Genomic DNA, 24,991 nt, shown 5'->3' on the forward strand with positions numbered 1-24,991 from the left:
AGCTTCGGGGCATGCCCGCCGATGCACCGTTCCGCCGCGTCACGGCGATCATCCCTGCTCGAGGTGGCTCGCAGGGTCTGCCCGGGAAGAACGTGGCCAGGGTGGGCGGGCTGCCGCTCGTGGCGAGGGCCGTGGGGGCGGCCCTCGCCGCGAAGCATGTCGACCGGGTGGTGGTGACGACCGACGACCCGGTGATCGCGGACGTCGCGAACGCGGCGGGCGCCGACATCATCGACCGCCCGACCGCACTCGCCGGTCCCGACGCCTCGAGCGAATCGGCGCTGCTGCACGCGCTCGACGTGCTCGGCGACGAAGACGCACCCGACGTCGTCGTCTTCATCCAGGCGACCTCGCCGTTCATCCGCCCGAGCGACCTCGACCGCGCGATCGAGCGGGTCGCGTCTGGCGAGCGCGACGCGGTCTTCGCGGCGGTGCCCAGCCACGGGTTCCTCTGGCGAACGGATGCCTCGGGCGCCGCGTACGGCGTCAACCACGAGCCGAGGCGGCGCCCACGCCGACAGGAGCGCTCGCCCGAGTGGCTCGAGACCGGCGCGTTCTACGTGATCGACGCCGAGGGGTTCCGCGCCGCGGGGCACCGGTTCTTCGGACGCGTCGGGCTGACCCCGGTCGATCCCAGAACGGCGATCGAGATCGACGACCCGCATGACCTCGAGCTCGCCCGCGCCGTCGCACCGACGCTCGACCCGTTGCTCGCCGTCGCTGCTCCCGTCGTCGACGTCGACGCCGTGGTCACCGACTTCGACGGCGTGCACACCGACGACACCGCGACGGTCGACGAGCACGGCGTCGAGAGCGTGCGGGTGAGCCGGGCCGACGGGCAGGGCGTGGCGCGGCTGCGCCGCGCGGGCATCCCGGTGCTCATCCTCTCGGCCGAGGAGAACCCCGTCGTCGCGCGGCGCGCCCGCAAACTCGGCGTGGAGTGCATCCAGTCGGTCGGGCAGAAGGGCGAGGTGCTCGCCGAGTGGGCGCAGACCCGCGGCATCCGGCTCGACCGCGTCGCCTACCTCGGCAACGACCTCGGCGACCTGCCCGCGCTCGCGCTGGCCGGGTGGCCCGTCGCGGTCGCCGACGCGGTGCCCGAGGTGCGCGAGGCGGCTCGCCTGGTGCTCGAGCGCGCCGGCGGGCACGGCGCGGTCCGCGAGCTCGCCGACCTGGTGCTGGCGGCTCGCGCGCGGCACGACGACGAGGCATCCGATTCGCCCGAGGCATCCGATTCGCCCGGGGCATCCGATTCGCCCGAGGCATCCGATTCGCGCACCGCGACCGCCGCGCCATTCGACCCCGACTTCCTTCCCGTCGCCCGCTGACCGAACCAGAGGAGCATCATGTCCGTTCGCATCGGCGCCCGCGAGGTCGGGCCGTTCGAACCCGTGTACGTCATCGCCGAGATCGGCCTCAACCACAACGGCGACGTCGAGGTGGCCAAGCGGCTCATCGATGTCGCGGCCGACGCGGGCGCGCAGGCGGTGAAGTTCCAGAAGCGCACGCCCGAGATCGCGACGCCCCCGCACATGCGCGACCAGCTCCGCGAGACGCCGTGGGGCACGATGACGTACCTCGAGTACCGGCGCCGGGTCGAGTTCGGCGACGCCGAGTACCGCGAGGTCGGCGCGCACGCGACCGCGCGCGGGCTCGACTGGTTCGCGTCGCCCTGGGATGTGCCGTCGGTCGAGTTCCTCGAGCGTCACGGGGTCGTGGCCCACAAGATCGCCTCGGCCTGTCTCACCGACCTCGCACTGCTCGACGCCGTACGGCGCACGGGCAAGCCCGTGATCCTGTCGACCGGCATGTCGACGCTCGACGAGATCGACCTCGCCGTCGAGGTGCTCGGCACCGACCGGTTGGTGCTCATGCACGCGACCTCCAGCTACCCGATGCCGCCCGAGGAGGCGAACCTGCTCGTCATCGACGCGTTGCGCCGCCGCTACCCCGGCGTTCCGGTCGGCTACTCGGGCCACGAGCGCGGGCTGCAGATCTCGATCGCCGCGGTCGCGCTCGGCGCTGCCGCGATCGAGCGGCACATCACCCTCGACCGCGCGATGTGGGGCAGCGACCAGGCCGCGTCGCTCGAACCGCAGGGGCTCGCGCACCTGGTGCGCGACATCAGGGTGCTGGAGGCAGCGCTCGGCGACGGCGTGAAGCGCGTCTTCCCGGGCGAGGAGGCGCCGAAGGCGAAGCTCCGGCGGATCCTGCAGTCGTGAGGTCGGATGCCTCGCGGCGGCTGCTCGTCGTCGCCGATTCCGACTCGTACCTGAAGTGGGGCGCCTCGCTCGCCACCACGCTTCCGCACCGCCGCTGGCGCACCCGGGTCGTCGTGATCGCGTCACCGGTCGCGCCGAGCACGCGCCAGCTCGCCGCTGCGCTCGCCGGATCGCGCTTCGAGCCCGACGACGTCGCGGTGATCGCGCTCGACGAACTCGGCGACCTGCTCGACGGCTTCGCACCCGACGCCGTGCTGCTCGCGCTGCGCGGGCCGTTCGTGCGGGTGGTCGCGCCGCGCATCCTACGCCGCGCGCGGCGGCCCGTGCTGCTCAGCGGGTTCCCGGGGCTGACGATCCCTGCGGTGCGCAAGGCGATCGTCTATCGCGAGCAGACCGACCTGGTCGTGCTGCACAGCCGCCGCGAGGTGCGCGAGTTCACGTCGCTCGCGCACGAGTCCGGACTGCGGGCGGAGTTCGGGCTCGCGACGCTGCCGTTCCTGCGGGTGCGCGGCGGATTGAAGGGCGCCGGGCCCACGACGTCCGATGCGTCGGCCGGCACCGGCGGGCCGGGCCTCGACATCGTGTTCGCCGCGCAGGCGAAGGTGCCGGCCGAGCTCGACGATCGGCTGCGGGTGCTCGGCTGGCTCGCCGTGCACGCCCGGCGGCACCCCGAGCATCGGGTGGTCGTGAAGGTGCGTGCTCGGGCCGGCGAGGCGCAGACCCACGCCGAGGCGTTCGACTACGGCGACCTCGTCGAGCGGTTGCGGCGATCGGATGCTCCGCCGCCCGCGAACCTCGTCGTCGAGGACGGACCTATGGCCGCACAGCTGCGCCGGGCCGGAGCCCTGGTGACCGTCGGTTCGACCGCGGCGATCGAGGCGGTGGCGGCCGGCGTGCCGGTGCTGCTCATCGACGAGTTCGGCATAGCGCCCGAGCTCATCAACACGGTGTTCATCGGGTCGGGCCTGTTCGGCAGTGCCGACGACCTGATCGCCGGGCGTTGGCGACGTGTCGACCAGGGTTGGCGTCGCGACAACTACTTCCACGGCGACGACGCCGACGACTGGGTGCAGCGCCTCGAGGGGTTCGCCGCGGCCCGCGAGGTCGCGCCGCTGCCCGTGCTGCCGCGCACGCGAGACCGCGTCGGCGGGGCGCTGCGGGCCGCGTACGATCGCCGTCGCATGCTCGGGCCGTTCGACCGGTCGCTCACCGGCCGGGCGGCGATGGCGGTCGGTCGTCCGGCGCGCTGGCTCGTGCGCCGTGTGCGAAGACTGCGGGGCGGCGCCGCGGAGGTGCCATCGGCGGCTGAACGCCGCGGGTCAGTCGAGCGGGGCGGTGTGCTCGGCGACGTGCCGCAGGTAGGCGTCGGCGTTGCGCAGCAGGCCGACGCGCTCGTCGTCGGTCAGCTCGCGGCGGACCTTCGCCGGAACCCCGGCGACGAGTGATCCGGGCGGCACGATCGTGCCCTCGAGCACCACGGCGCCGGCCGCGACGAGCGACCCCGCGCCGATGATCGCGCCGTTGAGCACCGAGGCGCCCATGCCGATGAGCGAGCCGTCCTCGACCGTGCAGCCGTGCAGCACCGCGGTGTGCCCGACCGACACGTCCGCGCCGACCGTGAGCGGGTACCCGGCGTCGACGTGGCACACCACGTTGTCCTGCAGGTTCGCGCGCGGCCCGATCGTGATCGGTTCGGCCTCGGCGCGCAGCACGGCGTTGTACCAGACGCTCGAGTCGACGTCGAGCCGCACGTCGCCGACGATCACGGCGCCGGCGGCGACGAATGCCTGCTCGTGCACGGCCGGCGCGGGCACGCCGGCGAGCGGGATGATGCGGGCAGCAGGGTCGACACTCATGGGGTCAGCCTAGGACCGCCGCGGTACCGCGACGTGGCGAGCCGGGAGACCACCCCGAGGGCGAACACGACGAGACCGCCGATCACCGACGCCGCGGGCAGCGTCGCGACCAGCACGACGCATCCGGCCGCTCCGGCCGCCGACGCCCAGCGCGGCATCCGGCGTTCGGCGACCGGTTGGGTGAACGCGGCCGCGTTCGCGACCAGGTAGTAGACGAGCACCCCGAACGAGCTGAACCCGATCGCACCGCGCAGGTCGGTCGCCGCGACGAGCACGATGATCGCGATCGCGACGACGACCTCGGCGACCCATGGCGCGTGCGAACGCGGATGCACCGCTGCGAGCGCGGCGGGCAGCTCGCGGTCACGGGCCATGGCGAGTGCGGTGCGCCCGATTCCGGCGATCAGCGCGAGAAGCGCGCCGAGCGCGGCGAGTGCGGCACCGGACTGCACGATCGGTCGGGTCCACTCCCATCCGCTCGATGCGGCGACATCGGCGAGCGGTGCGTGGGATGCGGCGAGCTCGGATGCCCCGATCGCGGACAGCGCGACCAGCGACACGATCGCGTATACGCCGACCACGATCGCGAGGGCGATGCCGATCGCACGCGGGATGGTTCGGGCTGGATCGCGCACCTCCTCGCCGAGTGTCGCGATGCGCGCGTAGCCCGCGAACGCGAAGAACAGCAGTCCGGCGGATTGCAGCACCCCGAGCCATCCGACCGGCGGCGGCCAGCCCTCGCCGAGGTGCCCGACAGCTGGGCCCGCTCCGGAACCACTGCCCGTCGGCGCGACCGTGACCGTGCCCGCGACGACGACGAGCGCGAGCACGGCGAGCACCACGGCGACGATGACGGCTGCTGTTCGGGCCGTGCGCGTGATGCCGAGCAGGTTCACGCCGCTCAGTACCGCGACGGCGGCGATCGCGAGCGGACGTTCCCAGCCCGCCGGTGCGACGTACGCTGCGAACGTCATCGCCATGGCAGCGCAGCTCGCGGTCTTGCCCACCACGAATCCCCAGCCGGCGAGGAACCCGGGCCATTCGCCCAGCCGCTCGCGTCCGAACCGGTACACCCCGCCCGCCTCGGGATACCGGGCCGCCAGCTGGGCGGTGGAACTCGCGTTCGCCCAGGCGACTGCCGCGGCGATCACGAGTCCGATGAGCAGTGCGTCGCCGGCGACGGCAGCGGCCGGCGCGAGGGCGGCGAACACGCCCGCGCCGATCATCGAGGCGAGCCCGATCCAGATCGCGTCGCCGAGTCCCAACCGTCGCGCGAGCGGAGGTGCGGGGGTCGACATGCGGGCAGGGTACCGGGTGCGGATGACGCGGAGGGGCCGGCGGCCGGCGAGCGCGCGCGATCTCGTAGGATCGGCGCATGACCCAGCCCTCGCACCCCGCCGTCGAGCGTGTCGCCGTCGCGCTCGCAGCCCGGGGCGTCACGCCCGAGATCACCTGGTTCGACGACGCGGTGACGACCGCGCAGCTCGCCGCCGACGCCCTCGGCATCGAGGTCGGTCAGATCGCGAACTCGCTGGTCTTCACGCTCGACGGCGAACCGATCCTGGTGCTCACCTCGGGGGCGCATCGCGTCGACACCGCGTGGCTGGGCGAGCAGCTGGGAGGTACGATCGCGCGCGCCTCGAAGGACCTGGTGAAGGATGCCACGGGCCAGGTGATCGGCGGTGTCGCTCCCGTCGGCCACCCCGCGCCGGTGCGCACGATCATCGACACGATGCTCGCCGAACACGACGTCGTCTGGGCTGCGGCGGGCCATGCGAAGACGGTCTTCCCGACCACGTTCGACGAACTCGTGCGCATCACGGGAGGCACCCCGCATCCGGTCGAGCCGGCGCGGGCGAGCGCGGTGTGAGGACTTCCGACGTCTCGTGGCCGATCGTCGCAGGACCTCTCGTTCTGCGTCCGCCGACGAGCGTCGACCTGGACCAGGTGCTGGTCTGGCGCAATCGACCCGAGGTCACCCGCTGGCTCCTGCGGACCACCGTCGACCCCGATGCCTTCCGCCGCGCGTGGCTGCTCGCGGTCGAAGACCCGAACGACTTCTCCGTGGTCGCCGACCTCGATGGCGTGATCGTCGGGACGGGATCGCTCGAGGTGCTCGACGGCATGGGGCAGACGGACGGGGATGCGTGGCGTCGCGCCGAGGGCAGCCTCGGATACCTCGTCGATCCCGCGTTCGCGGGTCGAGGGTATGCGACCACGATCGCGCGGGCGCTGCTCGACCTCGCCTTCACCACGCTCGGATTGCACCGCGTCACGGCGGGCTGCTTCGCCGACAACACGCCGTCATGGCGCGTCATGGAGAACGTCGGCATGCGTCGTGAGCAGCACGGCGTGCGCGACTCCTGGCACGCCGAGCTCGGTTGGATCGACGGCTACACGTACGCGGTGCTCGCCGAGGAGTGGACCACGACGCGCTGAGCCGCTGGCATCGCCGTGGTGGGCATGCTCGTGTCGCCTCCGGCACTGATGCGGGTGTGGCATGGCGGTGGTGGGGTGAGGTGGTGTCGCCTCCGGCACTGATGCGTGTGTGGCATGGCGGTGGTGGGGTGCGGTGGTGTCGCCTCCGGCACTGATGCGTGTGTGGCATCAGTGCCGGAGGCGTTCGGCGGGTGCCGGGTGTGGGTATGCCAGGCGCGCATCAGTGCCGGAGGCGTTCGGCGGGTGCCGGGTGTGGGTATGCCAGGCGCGCATCAATGCCGGAGGCGTTCGGCGGGTGCCGGGTGTGGGTATGCCAGGCGCGCATCAATGCCGGAGGCGTGTGGGGCCGGGTGGCGTCCGTGTGCCGGGTTGGAAGGCATCGGGCGGAAACGGGTGGGAGGCGCGCGCGAACGGGCGTGTCGGTGGGGCGGTGCAGCATTCGACCGAGGAGGTACGGAGGATGCACGAGCGATCGGTGCGCGAGCTGGGTTCGACCGGCGATGGAGGGGATTTGCGGGCGGGCGGGGCACGCCGCGAACTGAGCGACGTCGACGTGCCTGGAATGGTGCTCCGGGTGCGGCGGCTGTGCGATCTGAGTCAGCGTGAGCTCGGCGCGATCGTGGGCGTCGACCAATCGCAGATCGCCCGGATCGAGGGTGGGAATCGGCGGATCGACGTCGCGGTGCTGGCCCACATCGTCGCCGTCGCGGGGCTGCGCCTCGCGCTCGTCGACGCCGATGGCGAGCCGGTCGCGACGGTTCCGCGCGACGTGGTGCGTGACAACGCCGGTCGCCGACTCCCCGCGCACCTCGACGCGAGGCCCCTCTCCGACCGTCCGATCTCGGCGATGCTCGACACTCATTACGATCGGCCCGAGCCCCGTGCCTGGTACCACCACCGCGCACGCCGCGATCGCCGACGCCATCGGTACTCGCTCGGCCCGATGCACGACCACCCGACGAGCGCCAGCCTGGCGGCGCTGGAACGCGAACGACGTGACGCCCATCGAGCTCGAGCAGCGCGCCTCGGCTCGGCGTCGCCCGATGCGACGTGCGAGTGTCCGATGGAGTGTTGGATGTCACCCCGCTGCATCGAAGAATGCGGGTGCCGCTGCGAGCCGTGACTGCCCCGGGCGGCCCGGCAGTACGACCTACGCGTCGCGGCGGGCGCCGGCGCCCGGCTGCTCGGTGAAGATCACCGGCTCGCCGTAGCCGTGCTCGGCGAACGCCTCGCGGACGGCGGTCGAGATCGCCGGCACGAGGTCGACGGCGACGAGTGCGATCGCCGAGCCGCCGAAGCCTCCGCCCGTCATGCGGGCGCCGACCGCGCCATGCGACTGCGCGACCGAGACGGCCAGATCGATCTCGGGCACGGTGATCTCGAAGTCGTCGCGCATGGACGCGTGCGAGGCATCCAGCAGCGAACCGATCGCTCCCGGGCCGCGCTCGCGCAGCGTGCGAACCGTGTCGAGCACGCGTCGGTTCTCGGTCACGATGTGCCGCACCCGCCGGAACGTCTCATCGTCGAGCACCTGCTCCGCGTGAGCCAGGTCGTCGACGTCGAGATCGCGCAGCGACGGCACGCCGAGCGCGCGGGCGCCCGCCTCGCAGGACGCTCGACGTGCGGCGTACCCGCCGGTCGCGTGCGCGTGCTCGACCTTCGTGTCGATGACGAGGATCGTGAAGCGCTCGTCGGCGAGGTGCAACGGGATCACCTCGGCATCGAGGCTGCGGCAGTCGAGGAACACCGCCGCGTCGGGCTCGCTGAGCAGCGACGCCGACTGGTCGAGGATGCCCGTCGGTGCGCCGACGACCTCGTTCTCGGCGAGACGGCCGACCTTGGCGAGGGTCGGTCGATCGAGCCCGAGGCCCCAGTGCTCGTCGAGCGCGAGCGCGACCGCGCTCTCGAGGGCCGCCGACGACGAGAGCCCTGCCCCGACCGGCACGTCGCTCGTGATGAACAGGTCGACGCCGCGCGCGTGCGCGAGCTCGCCGCCGAACCGCCCGAGCGCCCATGCGACCCCGAGCGGATACGCCGACCATCCGCTCACCGAGTCGGGCGCGAGCCGTTCGACGGCGAGCTCCTCGAGGTGGACCTCGACGGGGTCGGGTGTGAACGACGTGGCGACGCGCACGACCCGGTCATCCCGGTCACCGAGGGCCACCCACGTGCGCTCGGCGATCGCGAACGGGAACACGAACCCGTCGTTGTAGTCGGTGTGCTCGCCGATGAGGTTCACGCGTCCCGGTGCCGACCAGACCCCCACCGGCGCGTGCCCGTAATACTCCGCGAATCGCTGCCGAGCGGTGGCGGCGTCGTTCATTCGTCCACTCCTTCGATCGCGGTGCGCAGCGCCTCGGCCTGCGTTTCGGGCGGCACGTCGCCGATCCAGGCGCCCATCGCCGCCTCGGATCCGGCGAGGAACTTGAGCTTGTCGGCCGCGCGCCGCGGGCTCGTGAGCTGCAGGGTGAGCCGAACCTCGTCGCGCCGCTCGTGCACCGGAGCCTGATGCCACGCCGCGATGTAGGGCGTGGGGGTGTCGTAGAGCGCGTCGATGCCGCGCAGCAGCCGCAGGTAGACCCGGGCGAGCTCGTCGCGCTCGGCCAGCGTCGTCTCGGCGAGGTCGGGTACGTGCCGGTGCGGCACGAGGTGCACCTCGATCGGCCAGCGGGCGGCGAACGGCACGTAGGCGCTCCAGTGCTCGCCGCGCAGCAGCACGCGGGGCCCCGCGAGCTCGCGCTCGATCAGGTCGGCCATGAGGGTCGGGCCATACGCGTCGATCGCGTCGAGCAGTCGCTGCGTGCGAGGCGTCACGTACGGGTACGAGTAGATCTGCCCGTGCGGATGCCCCAGCGTCACGCCGATCGCCTCGCCGCGGTTCTCGAACGGGAACACCTGCTGCACCCCGGGCAGTGCCGACAACTCGGCGGTGCGCTGCGCCCACGCCTCGATGACCGTGCGGGCGCGCGAGACCGTCTGGGTGCCGAACGACCCCTCGTGGTCGGGTGCGAAGCACACCACCTCGCAGCGACCGACCGAGGGCAGCGTGCGCTCGAGCCCGATGCTGCGCGTCACCGCGAGCGCCGTCGCCGGATCGGCGTCGGGCGTTCCCGGTTCGGCGAGGGCGGGGCCGAACGACGGTGAGCGGTTCTCGAACACCGCGACATCGTAGGTGCTCGGGATCTCGGACGGGTTGCCCGGCGATTGCGGTGCGAGGGGGTCGAGATGCGCGGGCGGCAGGAAGACCCGGTTCTGCCGGGCCGCGGCGATCGAGACCCAATCGCCGGTGAGCGGGTCCTGGCGCATGTGCGCGGTCGCGGGCCGCGGATCGAGCGCCCGTGCGTCGATGGCGCGCTCGGGTCCGAGCGCCGTGTCGGCGTCGTCGAAGTAGATGAGCTCGCGGCCGTCGGCGAGACGTGCCCGATGCGTAGCGATGCGAGGGTCGGCGATCACCCGGCACACGCTACGCGACTTACGTTTCGCAAACAAGTCGGTTTCCTATTGCAAAGCGACGGATGGCCCGGAAGAATGCCGCTGTGACCGCTCCCGTCGACTCGGCCCGCCGCCGCGAGCTCGCGCTCGCCCTCGTCGGCGAGCGCGGCTTCGTGCGCGTGACCGACCTCGCCGCGGCGTTCGGGGTCACCGCGGTCACCGCGCGTGCCGACCTCGATGCACTCGAGCGCGTCGGGGAGATCCGTCGTGTGCACGGTGGCGCGGTGCCCGCTACGAGTTCGGCGACCGACACCCGCCCCGACCGCGAGCCCAGCTTCGAGGAGGCCCTCGCCACGAGCGTCCGCCCGAAGGAGGCGATCGGTCGGGCGGCGGCGGCGATGGTCCGAAGCGGCCAGAGCGTCATCCTCGACGTCGGCTCGACCGCATTGCAGGTCGCGCGCGCGCTGCGCGCCCGAGACGACCTCGTCGACGTCACGGTGTTCACCAACGGGCTGTCGATCGCGCTCGAGCTCGAGCACGAGATTCCGCGGTTCGCCGTGATCGTCACGGGCGGTTCGCTGCGCCCGCGACAGCACTCGCTGGTGCATCCGCTCGCCGGATCGATGCTCGACCACATCCACGTCGACGTCGCCTTCATCGGCTGCAACGGCGTCGACCCGGTACGCGGGATCACGAACGCGAACCTCCCCGAGGCCGAGGTCAAAGCGCTCATGCTGCGCGCGGCCGCGCGCGCGGTCGTGATCGCGGATGCCTCGAAACTCGGCGAGGTGCACCTGGGCCGCGTCGCCGGCATCGACGAGGTCGACCTGCTCATCACCGACGAGCAGGCGCCACCGCTGCTCGCCCGCGATCTCGAGAGCACCGGACTCGCCGTACAGGTGGTGTCGACCGAGGCCGGCGCCGCCGATCCGAGGGCCGATCCGACGCCATAGAGTGTTCTCCATGATCCTGCCGACCGGCGAACAGCACGTCCTCGAGACCTCCACCGCGAGCGGCGACCTCCGCGCCACCGTCACCGGCGTGGCCGCCGCGCTCCGCGAACTCACCATCAACGGCATCGACCTGGTCGCGCCCTATCCCGAAGACGCGACGCCCCCGTTCTGTGCGGGCATCGTGCTCGTGCCGTGGCCGAACCGCATCCGCGACGGCCGCTGGAGCCACGGCGACGAGGTGCACCAGCTCGCGATCACCGAGCCGAAGCTGAACAACGCGATCCACGGACTGCTGCAGTACACCGAGTACGAGGTGGTCGAGCGCGACCGCTCGCAGGTGACGCTCGCGGCGACGGTCTTCCCGCAGCTCGGCTACCCGTACCTGCTGCGCACCGGGGTGCGGTACGAGCTCGTCGCCGACGGCCTGCGGGTGACGCACTACGTCGAGAACCTGGGCGGCGAGGCCGCCCCGGTCGCGGTCGGCACGCACCCCTTCCTGAAGATCGGCGGGGTTCCGACGGAAGACCTCGTGCTGCGTCTGGACGCCGCCAGCCACATCGAGGTCGACGAGCGGCTGCTGCCGACCGGCGAGGTGCCGGTCGACGACACCGAGTGGGACTTCCGCGAGGGGCGCCGCGTCGGCGACGTGTCGCTCGACGACGCGTTCGGCGAGGTCGCCAGCGACGAGGACGGCTTCGTCGAGCACACGCTGACGGCCCCCGACGGCCGCAGTGTCTCGGTCTGGGCCGAGGAGGAGTTCGCGTTCGTGCAGGTGTTCACGACCCGCGAGTTCCCGGGCGAATCCGGCGACGTGGCGATCGCGGTCGAGCCGATGACGGCGCCGGCCGAGGCGTTCAACTCGGGGCGCGGCCTGCGCTGGCTCGACCCGGGCGAGGAGTGGCACGCGAGCTGGGGCATCCGGTTCCGGGGCTTCACCGCCGAGTAGCACCGCACACCGCAGGCGCAGTCAGGCGGCGCAGTCGCCCGACGACACCGACTCGGTCAGGGCCGGCGCCTCGGCGACGAGCGGCGCGAGCGTCGCCGGCGAGATCGCGTAGCCGACGTTCGCGACCTGCTCGCTCTTGGCGAAGACGACGCCGGCGACCCGGCCGTCGAGGTCGAGCAGCGGCCCACCCGAGTTGCCGTGCTCGACGCGCGCCGCGAGCGTCACCACATCACGCGTCGACGACACCCCGTCGACCTCCACGGTGAGCGGGCCGGCCGCGAGCACGCGGGCGGGCTCCAGCGTGAGCGGGCCGCCGAACGGATGCCCCGCCACGACGCCGTCCGAGCCGTCCGCGGGCGGGTCGGCGACCTCGAGGGGCGCCGCGTCGAGCCCGGGCGCGTACACGACGGCGAGGTCGTCGGCGATGTCGAACGCGACGACCCGCCCGGCGACCGGAAGCCGCCCCGGCGCCTCGACGATCGGCTCGGTGACGCCCGCGACGACGTGCGCGTTGGTGACGACGTGCTCGGGCGCGACGACGAAGCCCGAGCCCACGAGATCTCGCCCGCATCGGTAGGCCGGCCCGGTGATGCGCACGACCGACTCGGATGCCTCGGCGATCGCCGCGCGGTCGACGGCGACGTCGGGGATCTCGGGCGGCGTGGTCGGGCCGCCGAGCACCTCGGTGAGCCACGGCACCGCCCCGTCGAGGGTCGCGGTGCGCACTTCGGCGACGAAGCGGTCGACGGGCTCGGGCGTGAGGGCGTCGATGCCGCGCAGCACGAACGACGACGAGAGCGCGGGGGAGAGCACCGGCACGCCCATGCGTGCGACGCCGGTGCCGACGATCGTCGCCGCGAGCGCCGCCACGAGCAAACCCGCGATGGCCCCGAGGATCCGGTCGAACCATCCGAGCTTCACCGCCTTCGCGCCGCGTCGCAGCGCTCTGCCGATGGCCGCGCCGGCCGCGCTGCCGGCCGCGAGCGCGAGCACGCCGACCGCGAGGGCGGCGGCGACCCGCAGTTCGGGCACCGGCATCCAGCCGACCGCGAGCGGCATGAGGAACCACGCGGCGACGCCGCCCGCGAGCAGTCCGACCAGGCCGCCGGCGGTGCGCAGCAGGCCGGCGCGGAATCCGTTCGCGACCGCGGCCACCAGCAGCAGGACGAGCAGCGCGTCGACGATCAGCGTCCAGGTCACGGTCGTCCTCTCGGGTCGGGAAGGGGCTCTCGGTCGGGCAGGGTCCTACGCTCTCGCATCCGGCTCCGAAGGCGCTGAGATGCGTCGGCGTGGAGCCGGGGCGGCGGTCGGCTAGGGTCGAGTGGGCCCGGCCCCCGTTCGGGTCGTGGCTCACCGCCTGCACACGATGAGGAGTGACGGATGCGCGTCGGGATGTTCCTGAACTACGCCGGAGGATTCCGCGAGGTCGCCGACGAGGTGGCCGAGCTCGAAGCAGGCGGGGTCGACCTCATCGCCGTGCCAGAGGCCTACTCGTTCGACGCGGTCAGCCAGCTGGGCTTCCTCGCCGCACGCACCTCGCGGATGACGCTGATGAGCGGCATCCTGCAGCTCTACACCCGAACGCCGAGCCTCACCGCGATGACCGCCGCAGGCCTCGACTACGTCTCCGACGGCCGGTTCGAACTCGGCATCGGGGCATCCGGTCCGCAGGTCATCGAGGGCTTCCACGGGGTGCCGTACGACGCGCCGCTCGGGCGCACCCGCGAGATCATCGACATCTGCCGGCAGGTGTGGCGTCGCGAGCCGGTGGTGCACCAGGGGCGCAACTACCGCATCCCGCTGCCCGAGGGCGAGGGTACGGGCCTCGGCAAGCCGCTGAAGCTCATCAACCACCCCGTTCGCGACCGCATCCCGATCACGGTCGCCGCCCTCGGCGCGAAGTCGGTCGAGCAGACCGCGGCGATCGCCGACGGCTGGCTGCCGATGTTCTTCCACCCCGAGCGGGCCCGCGACGTGTGGGGCGCGGCGCTCGACGCCGGCCTCGCGCGCCGTTCGGCCGACCTCGCACCGCTCGATGTGTTCGCCAGCCCGGCCCTCGCGATCACCGACCGGCCAGAGCTCATCGAGGCCGCCTACGCCGCGGTGAAGCCGAACCTGGCGCTCTACATCGGCGGCATGGGCGCACGCGGCAAGAACTTCTACAACGACCTGGTCTCGGGTTACGGCTTCGCTGACGAGGCCCGGCTCATCCAAGACCTCTACCTCGACGGCCGCCGCGACGAGGCGATCGCCGCGGTGCCCGACGACCTCGTTCGCGCGGTCAACCTGATCGGTCCGGCAGCCGAGGTCGCCGAGCGGGTCGCGGCGTTCGCGGCGGCGGGCGTCACCACGCTGACGGTCACCCCGCTCGCGCGGTCGTCGCAGGAGCGCGTCGCGCTGATGTCGGGGTTCCGCGCACTGGTGGGCTGACCCCCGAACGGGCCTAGCGTGCGCGGCGATGCGGGGTTACCGTGTTCTCACGCACACATCGACGTGTCGCGGCTCGGACACGACGGAGTGGGCGAAGGGGAAACCTGGGGAGGAGCCGCTGTGACGGAACGCTCGAAGCCGCGAGGTCGGCGACGGTGATCCGTCGCCCGCGCTGCTGATCGAGCGTCCCGCCCGGCGGTGCCCCGGGACCGACTTCGACGGGCCTTCGCAACCGACCTTCGCGACGGGCGTCGCGGGAGGCCGGGGATCAGCGTGTACACTCGATTAGTCGATCTGGACTAATCGGAGTGGAGTACTGCGCATGACATCCGCTGCATTCCGGCTCACCCCGCTCGCCGTGACGGCGCTCGCCCTCCTCGAAGAAGGGCCGATGCATCCGTACGAGATGCTGCAGCTGCTGAACCTGCGCGGCAAGGCAGCCCTGTTGCAGATCAAGCCGCCGTCGCTGTACCACTCGATGAACCGGCTCGTCGAAGTCGGCTTCGTCACCGTCCACGGCACCGAACGCGAGGGCAACCGACCGGAGCGCACCGTGTACGCGCTCACCGCGGCCGGCCGGGCGGCGTACATCGCGTGGGTTCGGGTGCGGCTCGACGACCCGGCCAGCCCGCAGGAGTTCGCCGTCGCGCTCGCCGAGTGCCACAACCTCGGCCCCGACGAGGTCGCCGCGGTGCTCGGGCGTCGCTGCGATCGGATCGTCGCCGATCTCGCCGAGCTCGACGACCAGCTCGCCGCCGCACGGGCGCGGGCGCTCCCCGAAGCCTTCCTCCTCGAATCCGACCGGCGGCGCGCCATGCTCGCCGCCGACCTCGCCTGGACCTCCGACCTGCTCCGTCGCCTCGACGCCGACGAGGTCGTCTGGTCGCTCGACGACCCGCGCGCGGGCGCACCCCTGCACGCTCGAAAGGAACACTCATGACCGAACCCCTCACCGGGTCGACCGCGGCTCAGGCCGCTCCGCCCGCCCGCAGTCCGTGGCCCGGCCTCTGGGCCCTCGTCATCGGCTTCTTCATGATCCTGGTCGACACCACGATCGTGTCGGTGGCGAACCCCGCGATCAAGGCCGCGCTCGACCCCGACAGCGCGAACCTCGACAACGTGGTGTGGGTGACGAGCGCGTACCTCCTCGCGTACGCGGTGCCGCTGCTCATCACCGGGCGCCTCGGCGACCGCTTCGGTCCGAGGACGATCTACCTGATCGGTCTCGCGGTGTTCACCGCCGCGTCGCTCTGGTGCGGGCTGTCCGAGACGCTCGAGGGCCTGATCGCCGCGCGCGCCGTGCAGGGCCTCGGCGCGGCGATGATGACGCCGCAGACGATGGCGGTCATCACGCGCACCTTCCCGGCGAACCGCCGTGGTGCGGCGATGGGGCTCTGGGGCGCGACCGCCGGTGTGGCGACGCTCGTCGGACCGCTCGCCGGCGGCCTGCTCGTCGACGGGTTCGGTTGGGAGTGGATCTTCTTCATCAACGTGCCCGTCGGGGTGATCGGCTTCGTGCTCGCCTGGATCCTGGTGCCGAAGCTCGAGACCCACCGGCACCGGTTCGACGTCGTCGGGGTGGTGCTGAGCGCCGTCGCGCTGTTCCTCATCGTCTTCGGCCTGCAGGAGGGCGAGAAGTACGACTGGGGTCCGATCTGGGGCCCGATCACGGTCTGGGAGCTCATCGCGGCCGGCGTCGTCGTGCTCGCGCTCTTCGTCTGGCAGCAGGCCCGCACCAAGAGCGAGCCGCTCGTACCGCTCGCGCTGTTCCGCGACCGCAACTTCTCGGTCGCGAACCTGGGCATCGCGACGGTCGGCTTCACCGTCACGAGCATGGCGCTGCCGCAGATGTTCTACCTGCAGCTCGCGCGCGGCCTCACCCCGACCGAGTCGGCGCTGCTGCTCATCCCGATGGCGGTGCTCGCGGGTGTGCTCGCCCCGCCGGCCGGCAAGCTGCTCGACCGCATCGACCCCCGCTTCATGCTGGTGCCCGCACTCGCGCTGCTGTCGCTCTCGCTGTTCTGGTACGCCGCGCTGATGGGGCCGGACACGCCGGTCTGGATGTTCCTCCTGCCGTCGGCCGTCCTCGGCATCGCGAACGCCGGCATGTGGGGGCCGCTGGCCACCACCGCGACCCGCAATCTCGCGCCGCGACAGGCGGGCGCCGGTGCGGGCATCTACAACACCACCCGCACCATCGGCTCGGTGCTCGGGTCGGCCGCGATCGCCGCGTTCATGCAGAACCGCCTCGAGGCGAACCTGCCCGGCGCGGGCGATGCGGCATCCGGCTTCGGCGACGCGGGCGGTGCGATGCCGCCGTTCGTGCTCGAGGGCTTCTCGCAGGCGATGGCGCAGTCGGTGCTGCTGCCGGCGTTCGTCATCCTGGTCGGTGTCATCGCCGTCTGCTTCATGAAGAAGCCGGCCGGGCTCGGCATACCCGCAGCACGCGACTGAGGTGTTGATGCGAGTGCCGACCATCCGTGACGGACGGTCGGCACTCGTCATCGAGGAGTACCCCCGGTGGGGCTCGAACCCACGACCCGCGACTTAAAAGGACGCTGCTCTGCCAACTGAGCTACAGGGGTGCGATATCGCTTATTCAGCGTAACTTATCGATGTGAAGACCTGCTCTGCATGCCGTCGATCGCTCCCCGCTTCGGAATTCAACCGGCGCCTGCGATCGCCGGACGGCCTGCAGACCTCTTGCCGCGCATGCAACCGAGCGCGCGAGATCGCCTGCTGCGACGTTCGCTGTCGCAACTGCCACGCGCGCATCACCTACGACCGCATGGGTACGAGCTGGAGGCTGGAGAGGTCCGCACCCGACTCCGCCGTCGGCCCCGCGGAGTAGGGTGTCGGGGATGCCAGCCGACTTCCACAAGCCCACCCGCTTCCCGCCGGGTGCGTTCGGTGCGTTCATCGGCGCAGAGGACCCGGCCAACCTGAGCCGGGTCGCCCACGACACCGCCGCGGCGCTGCTCGCGCGCGTGCGCGCCGACCCCGATCCCGAGATCGTGCGGCGGCTGGTGACCTACACCGACTCGCACGGCATCGATGCGGTCGCCGAGCTCTGGTCGCAGGCGTCGGCCCGGAGTCTGCCGGGCGCACTGTGGCGGCTTTACCTGCTGCGCACGCTCATCCGGCAGGATCCGCGCGGCATCGCCCTCGCGTACCAGCGGGGCGCCGAGGTGTCGCGCACGATCGACCAGGTCGTCGCCGGGGCGGTCGCCCCGACCGGTCCCGACGAGGTGCGCGACCTCGCCGACCTCATCCTGCACGGCGCGTTCGCGGGAGACTTCGCGGTCGCGCTCGAGCGCGCGGCCGCGTTCTGCCGGGTTACCTCGGCCGGCACCGCCGACCTCGCCGATGATGCGGATGCCTCGGATGCCACGCATCCCGATCGCCCCGCCGAACTCACCCGGCGCGCGCTGCGATTGACCGAGTTGGCTGATGAGCTGGCGGCGTGCGCCCGGCTTTGGCGGCACGACGCGCTCGATTGATCGGATGCCACGGGGCCGCGCGCGCGGAGCATCCGCCCAGATCGTCGCAGCGCGGAATAGGCACCCGCCCGGCTCGGTTACACTCGTATGGCCGGGCCGCAGTAACCCCGGGCTCCAATTCTCGCCGCTTCGAGCGGCCTCGCGCCGAGAGGCGTTCTGCGGCCCGGTACTTCCCTGTCCGGGCGAGTTCCGGCGCTGCCTCAGGCCGTCGGCGACCACTCGGTCGTGCGCGTCTCGAGGTCGACGACGCCGACGCGATCGTGCGGGGTGAACGTCCGGATGCGCGAGCCGGGTCGTACCCGGTCGTCGGTGCGCCAGATCTCGGCGAGCTCCCGTTCCGCCTCCGCCGCGCCCGCATCGCCGGCGTCCGCCGCGACCGTGAGTCGGGCGAGCCGGTCGGTGAACGCGGCGAGCTCGTCGGGCACGCCGCCGGACGGCCCGGCCATCGCCCCCCAGCCGTCCCACAGCAGCAGTTCGCAGCCGTGCCGGTGCGCGATGTCGCCGATCACGTAGCCCTGCACGAACCCGGGGCCGCCGAACGGCGCGCCGGGCCCCACGCCGTACGTCGCGAGGTCGGTGCGCCCGGCCCGGTACGCGAGCCAGGCCTCGGCCGCCGTCTCGAAGGGCGCCCCCTCGCCGGTCGGCAGGTCGGCGATGTCGAAGGCGAACTCCGAGGCATCCAGTTCGGGGTCGAACCGGCTCCACCGGCCGTCGACGTACCGTTCGATCACGACGTGGTCGTGCCGGTAACCGGGCGTGAAGTAGTCGGCGAAGCCGAGCCGGGTGCGCGCCGGCACCCCGTGCTCGCGCAGGATGGACACGCCGAGCAGCGAATGATCGCGGCAGCAGCCGCCGACGCGCGCCGCTGCGGGGCGCGGGGCGTCGAGGGCGCCGTCGGCGCGCTCGGTCGCGACGTCGAGGAGGGCGGCGATCCACCGCAGGTCGATGTCGCCCTGCTGGTGGTCGGTCGCGGGCACCGGGTCGGCGCGGTAGTGCACGATCGTCGACGTGACGGCGCGGTGGATGGCGGCGGGGTCGGGGGCGATCGCGGCGACGAGGGTGCGATGCCGTCCGGGGTCGCTGAAGGGGGAGTGGCTGGCAACGGGTTCGGTCATGGCACCACTCTGGAGTCGGCCCCCGGGGCAGACTCAACCCCCGCCGCGACCGAACCGGAGTGCTCCGCTCGCACGGCGTCAGCGGCGGCCAGGGGCATGGCGATCTGCGCGGCGATCGCGTCGGGATCGTCAGGCCAGGCGTCGCCGTACCACTCGCGGGGTGCGCCCGCCGCGGCCGTGCCGCGCGGCGAACCTGCGACCGCGCGCACTGCGTCGTAGAACCGCAGCAGCGCCGGGTACTCGAGCTCGCGGACCGTGACGTCGACCACGGCGAACCGGGCGGCGGGCTCCTCGCGGAGGACGACCTGCCCATGCGGGCGGGCAGACCCCTCGTAGGGCACGCACGTCTCGACCCGCCCGGCCAACTCGAACCCCACCGGCTCGTGGAACAGCAGCCAGTGCTCCGACAGCGCCGTCGCGCCCTCGGCGTCGAGCGTCTCGCGGATCGCGACCACGTCCGAGAGCGCGCTCGGCACCAGTTCGTGCTGGCGCAGCGACCGCGTGATGGTCGCGACCGCCTGCGCGGGGCGAGCTTCGATCCGCACGGCGCGGTCGGGCACCGCAGACGGGGCATCCGCCGGGCGCACCGTGTCCACCACCGCCGCCGCGAACTCGACCGTCTGCGTGCGCAGCGCGAAACCGGCCCGCTCCTGCGCCCACCACGCCAGCAGCCGGGAGCGCAGCTCGGCCGGCGGGCCGTCGAGCAGCGACCCGACGACGGCCAGCGGCACGTCGAGCCGGCGCAGCGCCGCGATCGACCGGCCGCGGGCGACCTGCTCGGGCGCGTACCGGCGGTACCCGGTCGCCGGGTCCACCTCGGCGGGCGTCAGCAGTCCGTTGGCGTCGTAGAGCCGCAGCGCCTTCACCGACAGGCCGGTGGCACGGCTCATCTCTCCGGTTCCGAGGGAGCGCATGCGGTCACGGTAGCGCACCCGGCACGCGGTATCCGACCCCCTCCCGCCGCGTACCATCGAGGCATGCCCGACTCCGTGACCCTCCTCATCGAGCCACTGCCTGCCGACGCACCCGAGTCCGCCATCGCCGGCACATTCCACGAGGCCGACGCGGCCGAGCCGGCGCTGCGCGTCGGCGAACTGTCGACCCAGCGCGGTGACGGCATCTTCGAGACCATCGGCGTCGTCGACGGCCACGCACAAGAGGTGGCGCCGCACCTCGAGCGGCTGCGCAACTCGGCCCGCATCTGCGAGCTGCCCGAGCCGAACCTGACGCAGTGGCGCGCAGCGATCGACCTCGCGGTCGGCGAGTTGCCGACCGAGGGCGAGTTCGCACTGAAGATCGTGCTGAGCCGCGGCATCGAGCAGGGTCCCACGCCCACCGCCTGGCTGCACGCCGTCGCGGCGAAGGACTCGACCGAGGCGCGCGAGCGCGGCATCCGCGTGGTCACCCTCGATCGCGGCTACGCCCGCGACGCCGCCGAGCGCGCGCCCTGGCTGCTGCTCGGCGCGAAGACGCTCTCGTACGCGATCAACATGGCCGCGTTGCGCGAGGCCGCCCGGCGCCGGGCCGACGACGCGATCTTCGTCTCGAGCGACGGCTTCGTCATGGAGGGGCCGACCTCGAGCGTCATCCTGCGTATCGGCGACACCTATGTGACGCCGGCGACGACCGGCGCGATTCTCGCCGGCACCACGCAGCAGAGCCTCTTCGAGCACCTGCGTGCGACCGGCCACGAGGTCGACGAGCGCGACGTCGCGCTCGACGAGCTTCGCCGGGCGGATGCCGCGTGGCTGGTGTCGAGCGTGCGGCTGGCCGCCGGCATCGTCGAACTCGACGGCGAGGCGTTCCCGTTCGACGCCGACGAGACGCGCGCGTTCAACGAGTACCTGCTGAGCCCCAGAGACTGACCCGGGCCCGCCTGGACCGGGGCCTACCCGAAACGACCCGAGACGTAGTCCTCGGTGGCCTGCACGCTCGGCTTCGAGAAGATCGTCGTGGTGTCGTCGTACTCGATGAGCTTGCCGGGCTTGCCGGTGCCGGCGATGTTGAAGAACGCCGTCTTGTCGCTCACGCGTGAGGCCTGCTGCATGTTGTGCGTCACGATGACGATCGTGTACTCCTGCTTGAGCTCCTCGATCAGGTCTTCGATCGCGAGCGTCGAGATCGGGTCGAGCGCCGAGCAGGGCTCGTCCATCAGGATGACCTCGGGCGACACCGCGATGGTGCGAGCGATGCACAGGCGCTGCTGCTGGCCGCCCGACAGGCCGGAACCCGGGCGGTCGAGGCGGTCCTTCACCTCGTTCCAGAGGTTCGCACCGCGCAGCGAGGTCTCGACCAGCTCGTCGGCATCGGACTTCGAGATGCGCTTGTTGTTCAGCCGCACGCCCGCGAGCACGTTCTCTTTGATCGACATCGTCGGGAACGGGTTGGGCCGCTGGAACACCATGCCGACCTGTCGGCGCACGATGACCGGGTCGACGCCGGGGCCGTAGAGGTTGTTCCCGTCGATGCGCACCTCGCCGGCGACCCGGGCGCCCGGGGTGACCTCGTGCATGCGGTTCAGGGTGCGCAGGAACGTCGTCTTGCCGCAGCCCGACGGGCCGATGAAGGCCGTCACGGTGCGCGGTTCGATGTCGAGGGTGATGCCCTCGACGGCGAGGAAATCGCCGTAGTAGACGTTCAGGTCGTTCACTTCGATGCGCTTGGACACTGGTGTTGGCTTCCTTCGGGTTGCGGGGCGTGCGAGACGGATGACCCGGTCAGCGGCCGAACTTCGGCGAGAAGACCTTGGCGACCACCCGGGCGACGATGTTGAGCAGGGCGACGATGAGGATGAGGGTCAGCGCGCCCGCCCAGGCGCGGTCGACGTAGGCCTGGGTGTCGGCGCCCTGGTTCATGTACTGGGTGTACACGAACACCGGCAGCGTCATCATCCGCTCGGCGAACAGGTTGTAGTTCATGCTCGTCGTGAACCCGGCGACGATGAGCAGCGGTGCGGTCTCGCCGATCACGCGGGCGATCGAGAGCATGATGCCGGTGACGATGCCCGCGATCGAGGTCGGCAGCACCACCTTCACGATGGTGAGCCACTTCGGCACGCCGAGCGCGTACGACGCCTCGCGCAGTTCGTTCGGAACGAGCTTCAGCATCTCCTCGCAGCTGCGCACCACGACCGGGATCATCAGCACCGCGAGCGACACCGACGCCGCGAATCCGCTGCGGATGCCCGGGTCGCCCGTGACGAGCGCGAACAGCGCGAACGCGAACAGGCCGGCGACGATCGACGGGATGCCCGTCATCACGTCGACGAAGAAGGTGATGCCGTGCTTCAGCCGGCCACGGCCGTACTCGACGAGGTAGACGGCGGTGAGCAGGCCGACCGGCACCGAGATGAGCGCCGCCATGCCGGTGATCATGAGCGTGCCGATGATCGCGTGCAGCGCGCCGCCGCCCTCGCCGACCACGTTGCGCATCGAGTTGGTGAAGAAGAGCAGGTCGAATCGGGGCAGGCCGTTCACGATCGTCGTGAAAGCGACCGAGATGAGCGGCAGCAGCGCGATCGTGAACGCGATCGACACGAGCGCGGTCACGAGCCGGTCGGCGGCGCGCCGGCCGCCCTCGACGATGCGCGAGAGCACCCAGATCACGACGGCGTAGAGGATCACGCCGACGAACACCGCGGCCGCGATGTTGAACTCCGACCCGTCGGCGGCCGCGAGGATGCCGAACAGTGCGGAGGCCGCGGCGAGGCAACCGGCCAGGACCCACAGCGACGAGAACCGGGGGAGCTTGCCCGCGGTGAGCGAGTTCGCGATCGCGGTCGACGGCTCGCCGTCGGCGGGCGCCTTCGGGGGAGTTGCGGTGAGGCTCATCAGTTCGCTCCCGAGAATTCCTTGCGGCGGTCGACGATCCAGCGCGCCAGCATGTTGACCGCGAGGGTGATCACGAACAGGATCAGGCCGGTCGCGATGAGGACGTTGACCCCGACGCCGTGCGCCTCGGGGAAGTTGAGGGCGATGTTGCCGGCGATGGTGTTCGGGTTCTGCGACTGCAGCACCGCGAACTTGATCACCGCGGCCGGGGAGAGCACCATCGCCACGACCATCGTCTCGCCGAGGGCGCGCCCGAGGCCGAGCATCGACGCCGAGATGATGCCGGGCGTGCCGAACGGGATGACCGCGAGCTTGATCATCTCCCAGCGGGTCGCGCCGAGCGCGAGCGCCGCCTCCTCGTGCAGCACGGGCGTCTGCAGGAACACCTCGCGGCAGAGCGCGGTGATGATGGGCAGCACCATGACCGCGAGCACGACCGCGACGGTGAGGATGGTGCGGCCGGTGCCCGAGACCGGCGGAGCGAAGAGCGGGAACCAGCCGAACCACTCGCTGAGCGTGGTCCAGAGCGGCTGCACGCCGGGTGCGAGCACCGTGATGCCCCACAGGCCGAAGACCACCGACGGCACCGCCGCGAGCAGATCGACGACGTAGCCGAGGCCCTGCGCGATGCGGCGGGGGGCGAAGTGCGAGATGAACAGCGCGATGCCGAGCGCGACCGGGATGGCCATCAGCAGCGCGAGGAACGCGGCCCAGACCGTGCCGAACGCGAAGGGCGCGACGTACTGCCAGAAGTTCTCGGCGTCGCCCTTGAACGAGCCCGGCTCGGCGGTGAGCGCGGGGAAGGACTGGGCGAGCAGGAACGCCGCGACCGCGGCGAGGGTGACGAGGATCAGGATGCCGGCGATGAGCGCGGCCTTCGAGAAGACGCGGTCGCCGAGTCGCTGCTTGGCTCGGATCGGCGGTGCGGCGGGGGCAGTCGTCATGGCCGGGTTTCTTCCTGATCTCGCGTGGATGCGGGGCGGCCGCGCGACTCGCGCATGCGGCCAGCCTGCCCGACTCGGCAGCCCGTCGCAACGGGTGCCGAGCCGGGCAGGCGTGGGATCACTTGACGGTCTCGAGCGCCGCGGCGACCTTCGCGCTCAGGTCGGCCGACAGGGGTGCCGAGCCGGCGTTCTCGGCGGCGACGGCCTGGCCCTCGTCGCTCGCGATGTACGAGACGTACTCGCGGACGAGCTCGCCCTGGGTTGCGTCGGCGTACTCCTGGCAGACGATCGCGTAGCTGACGAGCACCAGCGGGTAGTGCGTCGGGTCGGTCGTCTTGCGGTCGAGCTGGATCGCGAGGTCGTTGCCGTCACGGCCCTCGACGAGCGGCGACTCGGCGACCACGGCGGCCGCAGCCTCGGCCGAGTAGCCGACGAACTCGTCGCCGACCTTGATGTTCGCCACGCCGAGGTCGCCGGCCTTCGAGGCATCCGCGTAGCCGATCGTGCCGACGCCGTTGCCGACGGCCTCGATCACGCCCGACGTGCCCTGCGCGCCCTCACCGGTCTGGTAGGGGAACGGGTCGGCCGGCTTCTGGTCCCACACGTCGGGCGCGTTCTGGAACAGGTAGTCGGCGAAGTTCTTCGTCGTGCCCGAGTCGTCGGAGCGGTGCACCGCGGTGATCGGGGTGGCCGGCAGGGTCGCCTGCGTGTTGAGCGCGGCGATCGCCGGGTCGTCCCAGCTGGTGATCTCGCCCTTGAAGATCTTGGCGAGCGTGGTCGCGTCGAGGTTGAGCTCGTCGACGCCGTCGACGTTGAAGACGACGGCGATCGGCGAGATGTAGACCGGCAGATCGATGGCCGAGGTGTCGGGTGCGCACGAAGCGAACTCGCCAGCCAGCTCCTCGTCGTTCAGGAACGAGTCGCTGCCCGCGAAGTCGGAGCCGCCCGCGATGAACGTCTCGCGGCCCGCGCCCGAACCCGACGGGTCGTAGTTGATGGTCACGTCGGTGTTCGCGGTCTGGAACGCGGCGATCCACGCCTCCTGGGCCGAGCCCTGCGACGAGGCGCCGGCGGCGTTGATGGTGCCTGAGAGCGACGACGCCGACTCCGTCGGCTCGGTGGCGCCGCCCTCGTTCGCGGCGCACGAGGTGAGAACGAGTGCCGCGGCGGCCGCCAGGACGACCGGCGCGCCGAAACGCTTGAGGTTCACGTGATTCCCTTCCGGGGTTGTGATTGCAGGTGAGGATCGATGTTCGACCCGCCTGCGACGGTAGGCCGCTCGGTTGACGAGCTTCCCCCGCAATGGTGAACGCGCGGTGAACGA

General features: G+C 71.9%; 23 protein-coding genes, 1 tRNA gene and 1 pseudogene. 13 read left to right on the plus strand and 12 right to left on the minus strand.

The window, feature by feature from the left end:
- Positions 1-11: 11 nt before the first annotated feature.
- The 3 genes and pseudogenes from FLP10_RS13180 to FLP10_RS17890 all read left to right on the plus strand — a co-directional run.
- A complete protein-coding gene (locus FLP10_RS13180; RefSeq protein WP_149161285.1) occupies positions 12-1,328 on the plus strand; it encodes an acylneuraminate cytidylyltransferase in 1,317 nt (438 codons plus the stop codon).
- A gap of 18 nt (positions 1,329-1,346) precedes the next feature.
- The gene (locus tag FLP10_RS13185) at positions 1,347-2,222 is read left to right on the plus strand and encodes an N-acetylneuraminate synthase family protein (RefSeq protein WP_149161286.1); all 876 of its coding nucleotides are present in this window, start codon (positions 1,347-1,349) and stop codon (positions 2,220-2,222) included.
- Positions 2,219-3,292 (plus strand): annotated as a pseudogene (locus tag FLP10_RS17890) (DUF6716 putative glycosyltransferase); the annotation flags it as partial. The gene FLP10_RS13185 and the pseudogene FLP10_RS17890, both read left to right, overlap by 4 nt.
- A 249-nt stretch (positions 3,293-3,541) precedes the next feature.
- Here FLP10_RS17890 and FLP10_RS13190 read toward each other — a convergent pair.
- A complete protein-coding gene (locus FLP10_RS13190) occupies positions 3,542-4,078 on the minus strand; it encodes a gamma carbonic anhydrase family protein (protein ID WP_149161287.1) in 537 nt (178 codons plus the stop codon).
- Positions 4,075-5,376 carry an APC family permease gene (locus FLP10_RS13195; RefSeq protein WP_149161288.1) on the minus strand — a complete coding sequence of 434 codons (1,302 nt, stop codon included), beginning with the start codon at positions 5,374-5,376 and terminating at the stop codon, positions 4,075-4,077. The genes FLP10_RS13190 and FLP10_RS13195 overlap by 4 nt, the downstream gene beginning before the upstream one ends.
- A gap of 77 nt (positions 5,377-5,453) precedes the next feature.
- Between FLP10_RS13195 and FLP10_RS17620 the strand changes: the two genes are divergently transcribed.
- From FLP10_RS17620 to FLP10_RS13205, 3 genes are all read left to right on the plus strand, one after another.
- A complete protein-coding gene (locus tag FLP10_RS17620) occupies positions 5,454-5,948 on the plus strand; it encodes a YbaK/EbsC family protein (RefSeq protein ID WP_210418404.1) in 495 nt (164 codons plus the stop codon).
- Complete coding sequence (locus FLP10_RS17625) at positions 5,945-6,517, plus strand: GNAT family N-acetyltransferase (RefSeq protein ID WP_210418405.1); 573 nt, start codon at positions 5,945-5,947, stop codon at positions 6,515-6,517. The genes FLP10_RS17620 and FLP10_RS17625 overlap by 4 nt, the downstream gene beginning before the upstream one ends.
- 460 nt (positions 6,518-6,977) lie before the next feature.
- Positions 6,978-7,640: a helix-turn-helix domain-containing protein gene (locus FLP10_RS13205; protein WP_168209198.1), complete on the plus strand. Its 663-nt coding sequence runs from the start codon at positions 6,978-6,980 to the stop codon at positions 7,638-7,640.
- A gap of 27 nt (positions 7,641-7,667) precedes the next feature.
- On the opposite strand, the gene galK is transcribed toward FLP10_RS13205, so the two are convergent.
- Positions 7,668-8,840 carry a galactokinase gene (gene galK, locus FLP10_RS13210; RefSeq protein ID WP_149161291.1) on the minus strand — a complete coding sequence of 391 codons (1,173 nt, stop codon included), beginning with the start codon at positions 8,838-8,840 and terminating at the stop codon, positions 7,668-7,670.
- Positions 8,837-9,970 (minus strand): galactose-1-phosphate uridylyltransferase, encoded by a 1,134-nt coding sequence (galT, locus tag FLP10_RS13215; protein WP_246150024.1) that lies wholly within the window; start codon positions 9,968-9,970, stop codon positions 8,837-8,839. Before galT ends, galK begins: the two co-directional genes overlap by 4 nt.
- An 83-nt stretch (positions 9,971-10,053) precedes the next feature.
- Here galT and FLP10_RS13220 point away from each other — a divergent pair, with 83 nt between their 5' ends.
- A complete protein-coding gene (locus FLP10_RS13220) occupies positions 10,054-10,902 on the plus strand; it encodes a DeoR/GlpR family DNA-binding transcription regulator (RefSeq protein WP_149161292.1) in 849 nt (282 codons plus the stop codon).
- Positions 10,903-10,912: 10 nt separating this feature from the next.
- Positions 10,913-11,848, plus strand: coding sequence for an aldose 1-epimerase family protein (locus FLP10_RS13225; RefSeq protein WP_149161293.1), 936 nt, complete (start codon positions 10,913-10,915; stop codon positions 11,846-11,848).
- A 21-nt stretch (positions 11,849-11,869) separates the two neighbouring features.
- On the opposite strand, the gene FLP10_RS13230 is transcribed toward FLP10_RS13225, so the two are convergent.
- Positions 11,870-13,048 (minus strand): MarP family serine protease, encoded by a 1,179-nt coding sequence (locus FLP10_RS13230; protein ID WP_149161294.1) that lies wholly within the window; start codon positions 13,046-13,048, stop codon positions 11,870-11,872.
- A 180-nt stretch (positions 13,049-13,228) separates the two neighbouring features.
- On the opposite strand from FLP10_RS13230, the gene FLP10_RS13235 reads away from it, so the two are divergent.
- The 3 genes from FLP10_RS13235 (at position 13,229) to FLP10_RS13245 (ending at position 16,732) form a co-directional block, all read left to right on the plus strand.
- Complete coding sequence (locus FLP10_RS13235) at positions 13,229-14,278, plus strand: LLM class F420-dependent oxidoreductase (protein WP_149161295.1); 1,050 nt, start codon at positions 13,229-13,231, stop codon at positions 14,276-14,278.
- Positions 14,279-14,600: 322 nt separating this feature from the next.
- Positions 14,601-15,218 carry a PadR family transcriptional regulator gene (locus FLP10_RS13240; RefSeq protein ID WP_149161296.1) on the plus strand — a complete coding sequence of 206 codons (618 nt, stop codon included), beginning with the start codon at positions 14,601-14,603 and terminating at the stop codon, positions 15,216-15,218.
- Entirely contained in the window at positions 15,215-16,732 is a 1,518-nt protein-coding gene (locus FLP10_RS13245) for a DHA2 family efflux MFS transporter permease subunit (RefSeq protein WP_149161297.1), read from the plus strand. The genes FLP10_RS13240 and FLP10_RS13245 overlap by 4 nt, the downstream gene beginning before the upstream one ends.
- Positions 16,733-16,790: 58 nt before the next feature.
- Here the strand turns inward: FLP10_RS13245 and FLP10_RS13250 are convergent.
- Positions 16,791-16,863 (minus strand) — tRNA-Lys (locus FLP10_RS13250).
- A gap of 276 nt (positions 16,864-17,139) precedes the next feature.
- Here FLP10_RS13250 and FLP10_RS13255 point away from each other — a divergent pair.
- Complete coding sequence (locus tag FLP10_RS13255; RefSeq protein ID WP_149161298.1) at positions 17,140-17,778, plus strand: DNA-directed RNA polymerase subunit beta; 639 nt, start codon at positions 17,140-17,142, stop codon at positions 17,776-17,778.
- Positions 17,779-17,978: 200 nt separating this feature from the next.
- On the opposite strand, the gene FLP10_RS13260 is transcribed toward FLP10_RS13255, so the two are convergent.
- Entirely contained in the window at positions 17,979-18,893 is a 915-nt protein-coding gene (locus FLP10_RS13260) for a transglutaminase-like domain-containing protein (protein WP_149161299.1), read from the minus strand.
- On the minus strand, positions 18,890-19,807 hold the full coding sequence (locus FLP10_RS13265) for a MerR family transcriptional regulator (protein ID WP_168209199.1): 918 nt from the start codon (positions 19,805-19,807) through the stop codon (positions 18,890-18,892). Before FLP10_RS13265 ends, FLP10_RS13260 begins: the two co-directional genes overlap by 4 nt.
- Positions 19,808-19,870: 63 nt before the next feature.
- Between FLP10_RS13265 and FLP10_RS13270 the strand changes: the two genes are divergently transcribed.
- Complete coding sequence (locus FLP10_RS13270; RefSeq protein WP_149161301.1) at positions 19,871-20,758, plus strand: aminodeoxychorismate lyase; 888 nt, start codon at positions 19,871-19,873, stop codon at positions 20,756-20,758.
- A 23-nt stretch (positions 20,759-20,781) separates the two neighbouring features.
- Here FLP10_RS13270 and pstB read toward each other — a convergent pair whose 3' ends face one another.
- From pstB to pstS, 4 genes are all read right to left on the minus strand, one after another.
- Positions 20,782-21,561 carry a phosphate ABC transporter ATP-binding protein PstB gene (gene pstB / locus FLP10_RS13275; RefSeq protein ID WP_149161302.1) on the minus strand — a complete coding sequence of 260 codons (780 nt, stop codon included), beginning with the start codon at positions 21,559-21,561 and terminating at the stop codon, positions 20,782-20,784.
- A 49-nt stretch (positions 21,562-21,610) separates the two neighbouring features.
- Positions 21,611-22,723, minus strand: coding sequence for a phosphate ABC transporter permease PstA (gene pstA / locus FLP10_RS13280; RefSeq protein WP_149161303.1), 1,113 nt, complete (start codon positions 22,721-22,723; stop codon positions 21,611-21,613).
- The gene (pstC, locus tag FLP10_RS13285; protein ID WP_149161304.1) at positions 22,723-23,667 is read right to left on the minus strand and encodes a phosphate ABC transporter permease subunit PstC; all 945 of its coding nucleotides are present in this window, start codon (positions 23,665-23,667) and stop codon (positions 22,723-22,725) included. Before pstC ends, pstA begins: the two co-directional genes overlap by 1 nt.
- A 118-nt stretch (positions 23,668-23,785) precedes the next feature.
- Positions 23,786-24,877, minus strand: a complete 1,092-nt coding sequence (gene pstS, locus FLP10_RS13290) for a phosphate ABC transporter substrate-binding protein PstS (RefSeq protein ID WP_149161305.1) — start codon at positions 24,875-24,877, stop codon at positions 23,786-23,788.
- Positions 24,878-24,991: the final 114 nt, after the last annotated feature.

Source organism: Agromyces intestinalis (genome assembly GCF_008365295.1).
GTDB classification, from domain to species: Bacteria; Actinomycetota; Actinomycetes; order Actinomycetales; family Microbacteriaceae; genus Agromyces; species Agromyces intestinalis.

Bases quoted from the DNA above. Each gene is read 5' to 3' on its own strand.
- pstA (WP_149161303.1), bottom strand. From the start codon at position 22,723: ATGAGCCTCACCGCAACTCCCCCGAAGGCGCCCGCCGACGGCGAGCCG.
- FLP10_RS13245 (WP_149161297.1), top strand. From the start codon at position 15,215: ATGACCGAACCCCTCACCGGGTCGACCGCGGCTCAGGCCGCTCCGCCC.
- galK (WP_149161291.1), bottom strand. From the start codon at position 8,840: ATGAACGACGCCGCCACCGCTCGGCAGCGATTCGCGGAGTATTACGGG.
- FLP10_RS13205 (WP_168209198.1), top strand. From the start codon at position 6,978: ATGCACGAGCGATCGGTGCGCGAGCTGGGTTCGACCGGCGATGGAGGG.
- pstC (WP_149161304.1), bottom strand. From the start codon at position 23,667: ATGACGACTGCCCCCGCCGCACCGCCGATCCGAGCCAAGCAGCGACTC.
- FLP10_RS13265 (WP_168209199.1), bottom strand. From the start codon at position 19,807: ATGCGCTCCCTCGGAACCGGAGAGATGAGCCGTGCCACCGGCCTGTCG.
- FLP10_RS17620 (WP_210418404.1), top strand. From the start codon at position 5,454: ATGACCCAGCCCTCGCACCCCGCCGTCGAGCGTGTCGCCGTCGCGCTC.
- FLP10_RS13190 (WP_149161287.1), bottom strand. From the start codon at position 4,078: ATGAGTGTCGACCCTGCTGCCCGCATCATCCCGCTCGCCGGCGTGCCC.
- FLP10_RS13240 (WP_149161296.1), top strand. From the start codon at position 14,601: ATGACATCCGCTGCATTCCGGCTCACCCCGCTCGCCGTGACGGCGCTC.
- FLP10_RS13270 (WP_149161301.1), top strand. From the start codon at position 19,871: ATGCCCGACTCCGTGACCCTCCTCATCGAGCCACTGCCTGCCGACGCA.
- FLP10_RS13225 (WP_149161293.1), top strand. From the start codon at position 10,913: ATGATCCTGCCGACCGGCGAACAGCACGTCCTCGAGACCTCCACCGCG.
- FLP10_RS13195 (WP_149161288.1), bottom strand. From the start codon at position 5,376: ATGTCGACCCCCGCACCTCCGCTCGCGCGACGGTTGGGACTCGGCGAC.
- FLP10_RS13260 (WP_149161299.1), bottom strand. From the start codon at position 18,893: ATGACCGAACCCGTTGCCAGCCACTCCCCCTTCAGCGACCCCGGACGG.
- FLP10_RS13180 (WP_149161285.1), top strand. From the start codon at position 12: ATGCCCGCCGATGCACCGTTCCGCCGCGTCACGGCGATCATCCCTGCT.
- FLP10_RS13255 (WP_149161298.1), top strand. From the start codon at position 17,140: ATGCCAGCCGACTTCCACAAGCCCACCCGCTTCCCGCCGGGTGCGTTC.
- FLP10_RS13185 (WP_149161286.1), top strand. From the start codon at position 1,347: ATGTCCGTTCGCATCGGCGCCCGCGAGGTCGGGCCGTTCGAACCCGTG.
- FLP10_RS13235 (WP_149161295.1), top strand. From the start codon at position 13,229: ATGCGCGTCGGGATGTTCCTGAACTACGCCGGAGGATTCCGCGAGGTC.